The sequence below is a fragment of the Micromonospora jinlongensis genome, from assembly GCF_013410645.1.
GTDB classification, from domain to species: Bacteria; Actinomycetota; Actinomycetes; order Mycobacteriales; family Micromonosporaceae; genus Micromonospora; species Micromonospora zamorensis.
In genome coordinates, this window is sequence record NZ_JACCHK010000001.1 from 2409060 (window position 1) to 2423982 (window position 14923).

6 protein-coding genes are annotated in these 14923 nt (G+C 73.2%); 1 reads left to right on the forward strand and 5 read right to left on the reverse strand.

The window, feature by feature from the left end; genetic code table 11:
• Positions 1–38 precede the first annotated feature (38 nt).
• From HNR22_RS31315 to HNR22_RS10230, 3 genes are all read right to left on the reverse strand, one after another.
• Positions 39–1025, reverse strand: a complete 987-nt coding sequence (locus HNR22_RS31315; protein WP_246380784.1) for a hypothetical protein — start codon at positions 1023–1025, stop codon at positions 39–41.
• Entirely contained in the window at positions 1022–3553 is a 2532-nt protein-coding gene (locus tag HNR22_RS10225; RefSeq protein ID WP_179780161.1) for an FtsK/SpoIIIE domain-containing protein, read from the reverse strand. The genes HNR22_RS31315 and HNR22_RS10225 overlap by 4 nt, the downstream gene beginning before the upstream one ends.
• A gap of 786 nt (positions 3554–4339) precedes the next feature.
• Entirely contained in the window at positions 4340–6337 is a 1998-nt protein-coding gene (locus tag HNR22_RS10230) for a hypothetical protein (protein ID WP_246380786.1), read from the reverse strand.
• Positions 6338–6726: 389 nt separating this feature from the next.
• Between HNR22_RS10230 and HNR22_RS10235 the strand changes: the two genes are divergently transcribed.
• Positions 6727–8277, forward strand: a complete 1551-nt coding sequence (locus tag HNR22_RS10235; RefSeq protein WP_218906301.1) for a M1 family metallopeptidase — start codon at positions 6727–6729, stop codon at positions 8275–8277.
• A 396-nt stretch (positions 8278–8673) separates the two neighbouring features.
• On the opposite strand, the gene HNR22_RS10240 is transcribed toward HNR22_RS10235, so the two are convergent.
• A complete protein-coding gene (locus HNR22_RS10240) occupies positions 8674–10209 on the reverse strand; it encodes a glutamate synthase small subunit (RefSeq protein WP_179780163.1) in 1536 nt (511 codons plus the stop codon).
• Positions 10202–14848, reverse strand: coding sequence for a glutamate synthase large subunit (gene gltB, locus HNR22_RS10245; RefSeq protein WP_179780164.1), 4647 nt, complete (start codon positions 14846–14848; stop codon positions 10202–10204). Before gltB ends, HNR22_RS10240 begins: the two co-directional genes overlap by 8 nt.
• Positions 14849–14923: the final 75 nt, after the last annotated feature.

Genomic DNA, 14923 nt, shown 5'->3' on the forward strand with positions numbered 1-14923 from the left:
CACGCCGGGCCTGCGGGACGGGCGGGATCGCGGCGGGGTCAGCGCAGGCCACGGGCCAGCAGCAGGTAGGCGCAGTAGGCCATCGGCACCAGCAGAAAACAGATCAGGAACCCGAGCGGCAGATAACGCGGCGGGGTGCCGGTGACCATCGCGGGCCGCCCCCACCTGCCCAGCACCAGGTACCCGCCGAAGAACGCCACCGCCGGCAGCCCCGCGCAGATCCACGCGCCGAGCGTGAACCCGTCGACCAGACCGACACCGGACGCGAGCACCAGGGCCAGCACGAGCACCCCGGCGGCGGCACCGCACGCGGCGTAGACCGCAGCCGCCCGCGCGAGCGGCGACCACGTCGGCAGGAGCGCCGGCCGCTGGGCCAGCAGCTCCGCCTGCTGCCCGTGCCGGTCGGCCTCGTCGGCCATCCGCCGGGCCAACTCCAGCTCCACCGCCGGGTCGACCGCCGCCGCGCGTTGCGCCGGCACCCCGACGCCCGCCGGGCTCACCGCCGTCGGCAGCGCCAGCCGCGCCTCCCCCGCCGGCAGCTCGGGGTACGCCCCGACCCCCGCCCGCCCCGGCACGCCGGCTGCGCCGTCGGGTCCCCCGTCCCCCGTTCCGGGCGGCCCGGACGGGCCGAGCCCGACGCCGGAGCCCGACGGAAACCCGCTCGCACCCGGTGGACCGGGCCACGAAGCGGTCTCACCCGACCCGGCCGATCCTGACCCGCCCGACCCCGACCCGTCGGCCGCACCGGAGACCGGCCCCGCAGCAAAGGTCGAAGCAGCACCAGCGCCCGAGACCGGCCCGGCACCAGAACCGGCGGGCACGGGTGGTGGCTGATCGATGCCGATGGCTCGGCCGAGCTGGTCGAGGCGGTGCCCCTGTGCGGTCAGCCTCTGCTGGAGGTAGTCGACGGCGGCGTGCAGGTCACGGCGACGTGCGGACTCGGTGGCGGCGTGCTGTTCACCGGCCCGGCGCTGCTCGGCGAGTTGTCGGGCCAGCGCCGCGTACTCCTCGAAGGACACTGTCACCGCTCCCCGTCCGGGTCGTGCCCGTCGCCGACGAACGGGACGATCAGCCGGGTGCGCTGGTCGTGCCGGTCGATCAGCAGCGCCCGGTCGGCGCGGGGCGTGTAGGTCAGGTCGTGCGTCCCGAGGTGCAGGGCCAGCTCGGCCCCCGGCACGTTGAGGGCGACCAGACAGGCGACGTCGTCGCGGTTCTGGGTGCCGCCGAGGTCGTCGGCGAGCCGGCGCAGCCCCCGCCACCAACCGAGCAGGTGCACGCCCTGCCCGGGGCCCTGGCGCAGCAGTGTGCGCAGGTCGTCCAGGCCGGAGCGGAACGTGCCCGGGTCGGCCGCCCCGAACACCGGCGCGGCGGCGTCCATGCCGAAGACCACCAGGTATTCGCGGCCGGTGGGCTCGGCGGCCAACGTGGTGACGCGGTCGCGCAGCCCGGCCGCGTCGAGGCGGTGCACCGGGTGGCCGGCGGCCCGCAGGGCCGCTTCGGTGTCGTCGGCGACCGGGTCGGCGACGGTGACCAGGGACGCCAACTGGAACCGGGCGTCGCCGGGGGCGTGCTGACGGGCCAGGCTCAGCGTCGCGGCGCGCAGCACGTCCGCGCCGGTCGGTGCGGTGCCCACCACGGCGAGGTGTCGGCCGGGCGTGGTGTCCATCAGGAACAGGGCGGTGGTGCCGTGCACGTCGACGGTCCGGCCGACCAGGGCCATCGGGCGCCGACCACCGGGGCGCAACCCGGCGAAGGTGGGGTCGTCCTCGACCCGCGCGGCCTCGTACCCCTTGAAGACCGCCGGTGCCCGCGAGCCCGGCGGGCGGGCCTGCCACAGCTCGTGGCGCAACGCGGCGAGATCCGCGGCGGCGGCGTGCGCGTCGGGGAAACGCAGCACGGTGTCGGCGCCGACCGCGCCGGCGGCGGTGTTGACCACGGCGGAGCCGACCGGCAGGGCCGCGGCGGCGTCGTTGAGCTGATCGAGCACCCCGCCGCCGCCGGGCAGCGCCACCCGCAACGCGAACTGCCCGAAGATAGCCTCGGCCCGCCCGTAGAGGGCCTCGATGCCGGTCATGCTCTGGCTCGCCAGCACCAGGTGGATGCCGTACGAGCGGCCCTTGCGGGCCAACTCCTCCAGCAGGTCCACGGATTCACGGGCCAGCGCGTCGTTGCCGGCGAGCAGCACGTGGAACTCGTCGATGACCGCCACGATGCGGGGCAGCGGATTGTCCCGTGGCAGGTCGGCGAGCTTGGTGACGCCGTGGCGCTTCAGCGCGCCGGCCCGGCGTTGCGCCTCCCGGCGCAGCTCGCGCAGGACGGCGAGGCCGTACTCACGGTCGGATTCGATGCCGACGGCACGGGCGTGCGGCAGCCAGGACGGGTCCCGACCGGTGGGCACGAACTCGGTGAAGCTCACGCCCTCCTTGAAGTCGAGCAGGTAGAGCTGCAACTCGGCCGGGGAGTAGCGGGCGGCCAGTCCGTAGAGGACGTCGAGGAGGAAGACGGTCTTGCCCGCGCCGGTGCGCCCCCCGACCAGCCAGTGCGGGGTGGCGTCGTCGAAGGCGAGTGTCAGGGGTGCGGTGCCGGCCCGGCCGATCACCGTCCGCAGACCGTTGCCGGCCGACTCGGCCCAGCGCCGCTCGGGCAGCAGGTCGGTGAAGGGCAGCGCGTCGGCGCGACGGGTGGCGGCGCCGAGGTGCTCGGCGAGCGCGCGTACCGAGGCGGCCGGCGGGTCGCCGTCGAGCACCACGGGTGCGGCGAGCCCGCTGCCGTCGGCGCTGAACGGGATGCCGGGCGGGTCGCCGATCTGCGCGTACCCCTGGTGGAGCCGAATCGCGGTGGTGCCACCCAGCGGCGGCGCGGTTTCGCCGGGCACCCGGGACGGGTGGCCGGTGAGCAGCACGCAGACGGCGGCGGCCGGACCGGCGTGGGTGAGCGCGGCGAGCCGGGCCAGCTCGCGCGGCGGTGGCGCGGCGGTGGCGACCACCACCAGGAGGTGCCGGCCAGCGGGCTGACCGTGCTGGGCGGCGCGGGCATGCTGCTCGGCGTCATCGAGCAGCGCGGCCACCTCGGCCTCGCTGGTGGCCGGCGGGTCGAGCACCCCCGCGTCGAGCAGGGGACGCAACGGGCCGAAGGTGGCGCCGAGCGCCGCGGTGTCGATGCCGGCGACCCGGACCTGACCGGGCGGTGCGGTGGCGACCAGCCGCAGCACCAGTGCCCGCAGCAGCCCGGCGACCCGTGGGTCGCGGGCGTCGGTGTCCAGGGCCAGGTGGTGCCCACCGCCGAGGGGAACCAGCACCGGGAAGCCACTGTCCGAGACGGACGCCTCGCCGATCCGGACCGCCGCCGGCTCGTCGGTCAACGGCGTGGCGCCCGGAGCGGGGGTGGCCAGGGCGCCGCCGAGGCGGGCGAGGCGGGTGACCAGCGCGTCGACGCCGGCCGGGGCGACGGCAGCCGGTGCGGTGCCGAGCGCGTTCCGGGCGGCGTCGAGGTGCGCTCGGGCCGCCCGGTGGGAGTTGATCGCCTGCCCGTACGCCGACGCGAGCCTGCCCACCCTCTGCCCCCAACGCCGACGGCCGCCTGGTCCCAGGAACCCTAACGGACAGCGGTGGCACCCGGACAGTCCTGCGAGGACGTGTCACGCCGGACCCGTCAGGCAGGGCCGCACGGCACGAGGTCGGGCGCGTCGGCCAGCCCACAGCGGAACACCTCCACCGGCGCCGTCGCCACCTGTGGCACCTGCTCCACCCGCAGCAGGGCCAGCCGTTTGTCGACCGGCTCGCCCGACTCGGGCGTGAACCGGATCAGCCCGGCCACCCCCCGGTAGCCCTGGCCGGCGTTCTGCCGGAGCACCTCCGCGTGCACGGCGACCGGGTTGACCGACGTCGGCTCCCACCGTTGTCGCGGGTCGGCGTGGTGCAGCCGGGCGGCGAGGCTCTCCACCGCCCTGATCATCATCATCGCCGCGTCGTAGGCGAGGCTGACCCGCTCGCCGACCTGGTGCCCGGAGTCCGGCCGGCAGCGCGGCGGGTCCAGCAGGTCGTCGGCCTGGATCCAGGACAGGAAACTGGCCCGGGCATCGTCGCGGCGTTCCTCGGCGACCCGAAGCGCGGCGCAGGTGGCCAGGGAGGCCTTGGAGACGTACGTGACCGGCAGGTTGCCGGGGGCGGCGGCGCGGAGCCCGGGGTTGGCCATGTAGCGGTTGACCGAGTCGTCGGCGACGAGGTGCCGGGGCGGGTTGCCCCCGCACTCGCGCAGCGCCCGCAGGAAACCGTCGAACTCCGTCCAGCGGCCCGCGTAGAAGAGCAGGCCGGGGTAGCCGCACTCGTCGGTCAGCCGCTCACCGGTGCGCCACTCGTCGAGGCGCGTCATCCGGGCGCCGAACCGCTGCCGCAGCCCGTCGACGAGGGTGCCCACGTAGAGGTCCTCGGTGAGCGAGCTGCCCTCCAACGTCGTGTAGTAGACGTGCGCCTCGTCGACCTTCAGCACCTGTTGGGCGTACGCGTCGATCATCTTTACCTGATCGGTGTTGGGCGCGGAGATCTGCAGGTAGAGGCGGGAGTTGGTGTCCATCCGGTCGGCGGAGAGCGTGGGTGCCAGCACCGGCAGCCCGACCTTGTTCAGCTCGGGCGGTGCTCGTCCGGCTCTCCACCAGGCCGACCACCCCGAGCACGGTGGGGTCGTCCGAGGCCAGCTCGGCCAGCATCGACACGGCCCGGTCGGCGTAGATCATCTGCCGGCCACCGTTGGCCACCACGATCCGCAGCAGCGCGGCGCCGTCGGCGCCTGCCGACTCCTTCAGCAACGCGTACTGGGCGGTGGCCATGCCTTCGAGCTCCTCGCGCTCGGAGACGTAGGACTCCTCGTCGGCGCGGGTCCGGTTGCCGGTCAGGGTGCCCAGGTAGACCAGGGTCAGGAAGGGCCGGCGCCGGTCGCTTCTCTGCCAGACCTCCTCGGCGGCGCGGTTCTGCGCGAAGATGCGCTGCTGGATCTTTCGCAGACCCTCCTGACCGGGGTCGTTGTTGAACACCTGTGCGGCGCTGTCGCTGTAGCCGACACACTCGCCGCTGGCGACCACCTCGACCGAGACCCGACCTCCGGTCAGCGACGGGTGACAGCCCGGCGCCCACCGGCTGCCCGCCCACACACCGAGCGCCGCCACCAGCACCAGGCACAGCGCAGCCGGCAGGAAGCGCCGCGACCACCAGGGCGGGTCGGGCGCGGAGAACGGTCGCATGCCGCCACGCGACGGCGGGCCGGTGCCGGAGTCGTCGGGGCGCAACGCCACCAGCCAGGCGGCCGGGCGGCGCAGCCGCCGCATCTCCGGCAGCGCCTCGGCCCACTCGTCGTACGCCTCGTCGGCCTCGGTCAGCGGGTGCGGCTCGGGCAGTTCCGGCGGTGGTTGCCCGCCGGACACGACGATGAGCAGCGGGTCGTTGCGGCCCGTCTCGGTGCGGACGTCGCCGATCAGGCGGACCAGTTCGCCACCGACGTTGCCGGGTGCGACGTGATCGATCAGCAGCGCCGGGTACGCGGTGCGCCGCCAGTCCGACGGACGCCACGGTCGACGCCGGTACGCCTGCCGCAGGTCCTCCAGGAACGCGTGCAGCAGCAGCTTGTTGACCTGGTCGGGTTGCTCGCCGTCGCGCCACCCGGCGGTGAGGCGTTCGGCGAAGCCGAGGAAGGTGACCGACTGCCGGGGCGCCAGATACTGCTGGCGCATGAACCAGTTGTAGTGCCGCCCGAGCACCGGCACCCGGCCGGAGACGGCGGCCCGGAAGACCACCCCCGGCACGGCGCGGCGGACCACCCAGAGCAGCACCTGCGAGACGATGCTGACCGCGTCACCGCCGGTGGGCAGGGCCTCGGGCGTACGCGGGCCCCGGCGGTCGCGCAACCGGCGGACCAGGGCCGCACGGCTGTCGTCGGCGTCGATGCCGAAGCTGAGGCTCTGGTGCATCAGCCAGTCGGCGAGCGGGTAGTGCCGGAAGCGCAGCCGGGCGGCGCCGAACGCCTCCAGGGAGAGCTGCCGGTGCAGTTCGCGCAGCAGCGCCGGCACGTCCCCGGCGCCCGGTGGCGCGTCGGCGTCCAACACGGCGTGCGGCACCCGCCGCCGGGCGCCCTGACCGAGGAAGCGGCGCAGCGGCACCATCAGATCCGCCGTGTCGGAACGGACCAGCCAGAGTAGCGGCAGCCGACGGTCGCCGCGACGGGGTCGCCGCAGCAGCCGTGCGAGCAGCGCGAAGAACTCCAACCCGCCAGCCGGCAGCCGGTCGCGGCCCGCGGCCGCCTGCCGCTGACCGATCAACTCCTGCTTGGGCACCTCGGACCGTCGCACGCCTCACCTCCGATTCCACCCAGTGTGACGCATCGGGTACAGACGCGGAGCCGGCCGACGGCCGAGCGCCCACAGGGGACGCTCGGCCGCCGGCCGGTGCGGGTACGACGGTGTGGGTCGGTGGTGCGCTCCGGTCAGCCGGTGATGGCGTTCAGCGCCGGCAGGTATCCGTAGCGGTAGCCGTCGGCGTCCGGGCGGTGGGGCATGACGGACCTCCACAGGACAGGGGTGGTGGGATCCTGCGACCGCGCGCGTGGCCAGGGGTGGGTCTCTTGTTACTAGCTGGTAATGCTATCGAAACATGCACATCAATGGAATAGCTCGCCGATGCCGCGCGGCGGGTCGGCGACGTTCACCGTTGTCGATTAGGTTTGCGTGGCGAACACCCGATGGAGGGAGTCCACCTCGTGCGACGAGCACTCACGGCGGCCACCGCCGCCCTGACCCTCACCACCGCCGGCACCATGCTCGCCGGCACCCCCGGCCAGGCCGCCCCGACGGGCTGGGGTCGGCCGATCGTCACCGCCGCGCCGCAACCCGGCGCGGCCGGCCTGGGCGACACCTACTTCCCCGACTACGGCAACGGTGGCTACGACGTCGAGCACTACGACGTCCGGCTGCGCTACGAACCGGCCACCGACCTGCTCACCGGCACCACCACCATCCTCGCCACCGCCACCCAGGATCTGTCGGCGTTCAATCTCGACTTCCTGCTCGACGTCGAGTCGGTGCGGGTCAACGGTTGGGCGGCGACCACCAGCACCGCGGGCGCACACGAGCTGGTGGTCACGCCGGCCCGCACGGTGACCCGGGGCCAGCAGCTCACCATCGTGGTGCGCTACCACGGCATCCCGTCGGAAACCCTGGTCGGCGGCTACACCGGCTGGACGCGCACCGACGACGGCGCCCTCGCCGTCAACGAGCCCGAGTCGGCCTGGTGGTGGTTCCCGAGCAACGACCACCCCCTGGACAAGGCCACCTTCGACATCTCGGTGTCGGTGCCCACCGGCGTCGAGGTGATCAGCAACGGCGTGCAGCCGAGGCCACCGGTGGCCGAGGCCGGCAACCGCACCCGGTGGATCTGGCGGACCACCTCACCCACCGCCACCTACCTGGCCTTCATGGCCATCGGCCAGTACGACATCGTCACCGACACCACGCCGGGCGGCCAGCCGGTGGTCAACGCGTACAGCACCTCGCTGGGCGCGCTCGGGCCGGCCGCGAGGGCCAGCATCGAGCGGACCGCCGAGATCGTCGACTGGGAGAGCGGGATCTTCGGGCCGTACCCGTTCGAGGCACAGGGCGGCGTGGCCGGGCCGATCGACGGCATCGGCTTCGCACTGGAGACCCAGACCCGACCGGTGTACGGGCCGGGCTTCTGGCGACGCGGCGCCAACACCTACGTGGTGGCGCACGAGAACGCCCACCAGTGGTTCGGTGACTCGGTCTCGGTGGCCGAGTGGCGCAACATCTGGCTCAACGAGGGCTTTGCCTCGTACGCCGAGTGGCTCTGGTCGGAGGAGCAGGGTGAGGGCACCGCGCAGGAGGTGTTCGACTTCACCTACGCCAGCTACCCGGCCGACGACGAGTTCTGGCAGGTGCTGCCCGGCGACCCTGGTGCCGCCCGGGTCTTCGACAACGCCGTCTACGACCGCGGCGCGATGACGTTGCACCAGTTGCGGCTGGCCGTCGGCGACGACGCGTTCTTCGAGATCCTGCCGGCCTGGACCAGCGAGCACCGGTACGGCAACGGCACCATCGAGCAGTTCCAGGCGCTGGCGGAACGGATCTCCGGGCTGGACCTGGACGACCTGTTCACCACCTGGCTGTTCACCGCCGGTCGGCCCGACGTGGCCACCGCCGCACGCAAGGCGGCCCCGCCGACCGAGCCGAAGTCCTGGGCCAAGATCCGCGAGTCGCACCACCTGCTGTCGCACTAGGCATCCGGTGTGGACGGAAGGGCCCGCCGCCCTGCGGCGGGCCCTTCCGGCGCCGGCATCCCGCGTTCTCCCCGGAGCGCAGACCGATGACCGACCACTTCGGTGCTTGCCTGTCGAGCTGCCCCAAAAATGGGGCGATGACCGCGGCCCATATCTGGGGCAGCTCTACAGGGACCGTCGGAGGTGCTGTTGCCCTCCCGCAGGTCGTCCCCGGCCGGCTTCACCACCCGGCCGAGGGCCTGGAGAAGCCCGGTCACGGAGTCGCTGGGACGCCTGTCGCCTCGGCCGTGCTCGCTTCCACGGCACGGATGTGCCGGTAGGCGAACCAGAGCGGCGGGAACGACCGCCCGGCCGGTGAGGCAGCAGACCTGCCCCACCGACCGGACGCCCGCAAACTCAGCGAGCGGCGAGAGCCTGAGCGGCCGGGCCGACCGGGGCCGGCAACGCACCGACACCACCGAGGTGACAGTGGATCGCGGCAGCCGCCGCACGCCCCTCGGCGATGGCCCAGACGATCAGCGAGGCACCCCGGTGCATGTCACCGGCCACGAACACCCCGTCAGCATCGGTCTGCCAGTCGTCGCGGGCGTCCACAGCGCCCCTGGGATTACGGGTCACGCCGAACTGGGCCAGCAGCGGCTGCTGCTCGGTGCCGTCGAAGCCGATCGCCAACAGCACCAGATCGGCCGGCAGCTCCCGCTCGGAACCCGGCACCACGGTGACGACCCGTCGGCCGTCGCGCTTCTCCACCGTCACCTCGGCGATCCGCACCGCCCGCACCTGCCCGGTGCCGTCGTCGACGAACTCCTGCACCGCAACGGCGAAGACCCGCTCGCCACCCTCCTCGTGCGCCGGGTAGCTGCGCAGGATCCACGGCCACGTCGGCCACGGGTCCCGTGCCTCGTCGCGCTCCCGGGGCGGCTGCGGGTACAGGTCGAGCTGGTGCACGCCCGCGGCGCCCTGCCGGTGGGCGACACCGAGGCAGTCGGCAGCGGTGTCACCACCACCGATGATCACCACGTGCTTGCCGGCCGCGTCGATCGGCGTGCCGTCCGGCAGCAGCGCACGCGCCGGCCGGGCCTCACCCGTGGCCGCGGCGCCAGGCTGGTCGGTGGCCGCGGTGGCGACCGCGCGATTCGCCGCGACCAGGTGCGCCATCGCCTGGTGTACGCCCCGAAGCGCCCGCCCCGGGGTCTCCGGAGTGTCCCGCCCCTGCAACGCGCCGCAGGCCAGCAGCACCGCGTCGTGTTCGGCGCGCAACTGCTCGGCGGTGACGTCCACCCCGACGTTCACGCCGGTGCGGAAGCGCACCCCCTCGGCGACGAGCTGGGCCAGGCGGGCATCGATGTGCCGCTTCTCCAGTTTGAAGTCGGGGATGCCGTACCGGAGCAGGCCACCGATCGCGTCGTCACGCTCGTACACCGTCACCGCGTGACCGGCGCGGGCCAGTTGCTGGGCGGCGGCGAGGCCGGCGGGCCCGGAGCCGACGACGGCGACCGACCGACCGGACGGCGCCGGCACCGCGCGAGGGGTGAACCCGCGTGCCGCGGCGGCGTCGGCGATCTCCACCTCGACCTGCTTGATGGTCACCGGCTGGCCGCCGGAGATACCGAGGACGCAGGCCGCCTCGCAGGGCGCCGGGCAGAGCCGGCCGGTGAACTCCGGGAAGTTGTTGGTGGCGTGCAGCGACTCGACCGCGGCGTCCCAGTTGCCGGTCCGCACCAGGTCGTTCCAGTCCGGGATGCGGTTGCCCAGCGGGCAGCCGTCGTGGCAGAACGGGATGCCGCAGTCCATGCACCGGGTGGCCTGCTCACGGACCAGTTCCTCGCCGGCCGGCGGGTAGACCTCGCGCCAGTCGCTGATCCGCACCGGCACCGGGCGGCGGGCCGGCAGTCGCCGGTCGTAGCGCAGGAAACCGTTCGGGTCAGGCACGAGCCACCTCCTGGGCAGCCGCCCGCGGGGCGGGCGGCACCGGCACGGCGGACGGCGCGCTGAGCGCGCTCATCACCGCGTCGTCGACGTTGCGGCCGGCGGCTTCGGCGGCCTTCATGATCTCCAGCACCCGGCGGTAGTCGCGGGGCACCACGGCGGTGAACTCGGCCACCGCCTCCGGCCAGCGCTTGAGCAGCTCCTCGGCGACCGCCGACCCGGTCTCGGCCACGTGCCGCTGGACCAGCTCGTGCAGCAACGACTGCTCCTGCTCGCCCAGTTGCGCCAGGTCGACCAACTCCGTGTTGACCCGTGCGCGGTCCAGGTGGTGCACGAACGCCGTGCCGCCGGACATGCCGGCCGCGAAGTTACGGCCGGTCGCGCCGAGCACCACGACAGTGCCGCCGGTCATGTACTCGCAGCCGTGGTCGCCAACCCCCTCGACCACGGCGACCGCACCGGAGTTGCGCACCGCGAACCGCTCCCCCACCCGGCCACGCAGGAAGACCTCACCCGCTGTGGCCCCGTACAGGATGGTGTTGCCGGCGATGATCTGATCCTCGGCCCGCTGCCCCGGCTCGGCGTCCGGGTCGAGGAACGGCGCTGCGGCGTCCGGACGGACGATGATCCGCCCACCGGAGAGGCCCTTGGCCACGTAGTCGTTGGCGTCGCCGTGCAGCCGCAGGGTCACCCCGCGCGGCAGGAACGCGCCGAACGACTGCCCGGCCGTGCCGTGCAGCACGAACTCGATGGTGTCCTCCGGGAGGCCGGCACCGCCGAAGCGGCGCGTCACCTCACCGCCGAGCATCGCGCCGACGCTGCGGTGCTCGTTGCGGACCGCCACCTCGACCCGTACCGGCGCGCCGGTGGACAGGGCGGGCTGCGCGAGCGCGATCAGCTCGTTGTCCAGGGAGAGCTCCAGGCCGTGATCCTGCGCGCGGACCCCCCGCCGGGCCGCGCCGGCGGGCAGCTCCGGCAGGTGCAGGACGGGCGCCAGGTCCAACCCGTGTGCCTTCCAGTGCGTCAGCGCCGGGGCCACGTCGAGCAGCTCGGACTGCCCGATCGCCTCCTCGATGGACCGGAAACCCAGCTCGGCCAGGTATCCCCGGACCTCCTCGGCGAGGAAGAGGAAGAAGTTCTCCACGAACTCCGGGGTGCCGGTGAAGCGCTCGCGCAGCACCGGGTTCTGCGTGGCGATGCCGACCGGGCAGGTGTCCAGGTGGCAGACCCGCATCATGACGCAACCGGCGACGATCAGCGGCGCGGTCGCGAAGCCGAACTCCTCCGCGCCGAGCAGCGTCGCGATCAGCACGTCGCGGCCGGTCTTGAGCTGACCGTCGACCTGCACGGTGACCCGGTCGCGCAGCTTGTTGAGCAGCAGCGTCTGCTGGGCTTCGGCAAGCCCCAGCTCCCACGGGGTGCCCGCGTGCTTCAGCGAGTTCATCGGGGAGGCGCCAGTGCCGCCGTCGTGGCCGGAGATCAGGATGACGTCGGCCTTGAGCTTCGCCACGCCGGCGGCGACGGTGCCGACGCCGACCTCGCTGACCAGCTTGACGTGCACCCGGGCGGCCGGGTTGACGCACTTCAGGTCGTGCACCAGTTGGGCGAGGTCCTCGATGGAGTAGATGTCGTGGTGCGGCGGCGGCGAGATCAGACCGACACCGGGGGTCGCGTGCCGGGTACGGGCGATCCACGGCCAGACCTTGTTGCCGGGCAGTTGACCGCCCTCGCCCGGCTTGGCGCCCTGGGCCATCTTGATCTGGAGGTCGTCCGCGTTGACCAGGTATTCGCTGGTCACACCGAACCGGCCGCTGGCGATCTGCTTGACCGCCGAACGGCGGGCCGGGTCATGCAGGCGATCGACGTCCTCGCCACCCTCACCGGTGTTGGACTTGCCGCCGAGACGGTTCATCGCGATGGCGAGCGTCTCGTGCGCCTCCGCGGAGATCGACCCGTACGACATGGCGCCGGTGGCGAACCGCTTGACGATCTCGCTGGCCGGCTCGACCTCGTCGATCGGCACCGCCGGCCGGAGCCCGGTACGCAGGGTGAACAGTCCACGCAGCGACCCGGCCTGCGCGGCGAGCGCGTCGACCTTCGCGGTGTACTCCCGGAAGACGTCGTACTGCCGGCTGCGGGTGGCGTGCTGCAACAGGAAGACCGTCTCCGGGTTGAACAGGTGCAGCTCACCCTCGCGGCGCCACTGGTACTCGCCACCGACCTCCAACCGGTCGGAGGCGGCGGAGCCCGCCGGCGGCCAGGCCAGCGCGTGTCGGGCGGCCACCTCGGCGTGCACGCCCGCGAGGTTCACCCCGCCGATCCGGCTGGGGGTGCCCCGGAAGTAGCGCTCGACCAGCCGGGTGTCCAGGCCGACCGCCTCGAAGACCTGCGCCCCGCAGTACGAGGAGACCGTCGAGATGCCCATCTTCGACATGATCTTCAGGACGCCCTTGCCGAGCGCCTTGGCGTAGTTGCGGACCGCGCCAGCCGGTTCCACCCCGACGAGCGCGCCGGTGGCGATCATGTCCTCCACCGACTCGAACGCCAGGTACGGGTTGACCGCCGCCGCGCCGTACCCGATCAGGACCGCCGCGTGGTGCACCTCCCGGCAGTCGCCGGACTCCACGATCAACGCCGCCTGCGTGCGGGTCTGCTCCCGCACCAGGTGCTGGTGCACCGCGGCGGTGAGCAGCAACGACGGGATCGGCGCCAGGTCGGCGTTGGAGTCCCGGTCGGAGAGCACCAGGATGCGGACGCCGTCCTCGATCGCCTCGGAGACGTGCCGGCAGATCTCGGTCAGCCGCGCCTTGATCCCGGCCGCGCCCTCCCGGATGCGGTACAGCCCGGACACCCGGACCGCCTTGAAGCCGGGCAGGTCGCCGTCCTCGTCGATGGAGAGGATCTTCGCCAGCTCGTCGTTGTCGATGATCGGGTGCGGCAGCACGATCTGGCGGCAGCTCGCCGCGCCCGGGTCGAGCAGGTTGCCCTCCGGCCCGATCGTCGACGCCAGACTGGTCACCAGCTCCTCGCGGATGGCGTCCAGTGGCGGGTTGGTGACCTGGGCGAAGAGCTGGTGGAAGTAGTCGTAGAGCAGCCGCGGCCGGGTCGACAACGGCGAGATCGGGGTGTCCGTGCCCATCGAACCGAGCGGCTCGGCGCCGGTGCGGGCCATCGGCCCGAGCAGGATCTTCAGCTCCTCCTGGGTGTATCCGAAGGTCTGCTGCCGGCGGCGCACCGAGTCGTGGGTGTAGACGGTGTGCTCGCGCGCCGGCAGGTCGCCCAGCTCGATCAGCCCGGCGTGCAGCCACTCGCCGTACGGCTGGGCTGCGGCCAACTCGGACTTGATCTCCTCGTCGTGCACGATGCGACCCGCGACGGTGTCGACCAGGAACATCTTGCCCGGCTGGAGTCGCCCCTTCGCGACCACGTGGGCCGGGTCGAGGTCCAGCACGCCCGCCTCGGAGCCGAGCACCACGAGCCCGTCGTCGGTCTGCCACCAGCGCCCCGGGCGCAACCCGTTGCGGTCCAGGACCGCGCCGACGATCTCGCCGTCGGTGAAGGCCACCGACGCGGGGCCGTCCCACGGCTCCATGAGGCTGGCGTGGAAGCGGTAGAAGGCGCGCTTGGCCGGCTCCATACCGGGGTCGTTCTCCCACGCCTCGGGGATCATCATGAGCACCGCGTGCGGCAGGCTCCGTCCGGCCAGGTGCAGCAGCTCCAGGACCTCGTCGAAGTTCGCCGAGTCGGAGGCGCCGGGCGTGCACACCGGGAAGACCCGCCGGATGTTGCCCGGCACGTTGGGCGAGCGCAGGAGCGCCTCGCGGGCCTGCATCCAGTTGCGGTTGCCACGGATCGTGTTGATCTCGCCGTTGTGGGCGATGAACCGGTACGGGTGCGCCAACGGCCAGGACGGGAAGGTGTTCGTGGAGAAGCGGGAGTGCACCAGCGCGATCGCGCTGTCGATCCGCTCGTCGCGCAGGTCCGGGTAGAACGCCGGCAGCTGGTCGGGCGTCAGCATTCCCTTGTAGACCATGGTGCGGCTGGACAGCGACGGGAAGTATGCCGGCACGCCCCGCTCGGCGGTCTCCCGCTCGGCCTGTTTGCGCAGGCTGAACGCCACCCGGTCCAGGTCGATGCCGCGCAGCGGTGAGCCGGCCGGCCCCTCCGGCGAGCCGGTGAGCCGACGTGCGGCCAGGAAGAGCTGCCGGACCCGGGGCATCGCCGCCAGGGCCGTCTCGCCAAGCTCACTCGGGTCGATCGGCACGTCCCGCCAGCCGAGCAGGTCAGCTCCCTCGACCAGTGCGTACTTCTCGACCACCCGCCGGGCACGCGCCTCGGCGGTGTCGTCGTCGGGGAGGAAGACCAGCCCGGTGGCGTACTCGCCCGCCGGGGGAAGCGCGACGTCGGCCACCGCGCGCAGGAAGGTGTCGGGGACCTGGATCATGATGCCGGCGCCGTCGCCGGTGTTCGGCTCGGCGCCACGAGCGCCGCGATGGTCCAGTCGACAGAGGGCACCGAGCCCGTTGGCGACGACCGCGTGCGAACGCCGGCCGTGCAGGTCCGCCACGAAGGCCACCCCGCAGGCGTCGTGCTCCTGCGCCGGGTCGTAGAGGCCCTGGGCGGATGGGCGGGGGTCAGGCATCGGGGACGCCTGCGGGCTGTGCGGATACGGCTGAATCTTGTCCGCGTACGGCTGAGCCACCGGGCCTCCTGTCGT

Coding starts and splice junctions, on each gene's coding strand:
- HNR22_RS10235 (WP_218906301.1), top strand. CDS start 6,727: ATGGAGGGAGTCCACCTCGTGCGACGAGCACTCACGGCGGCCACCGCC.
- gltB (WP_179780164.1), bottom strand. CDS start 14,848: ATGCCTGACCCCCGCCCATCCGCCCAGGGCCTCTACGACCCGGCGCAG.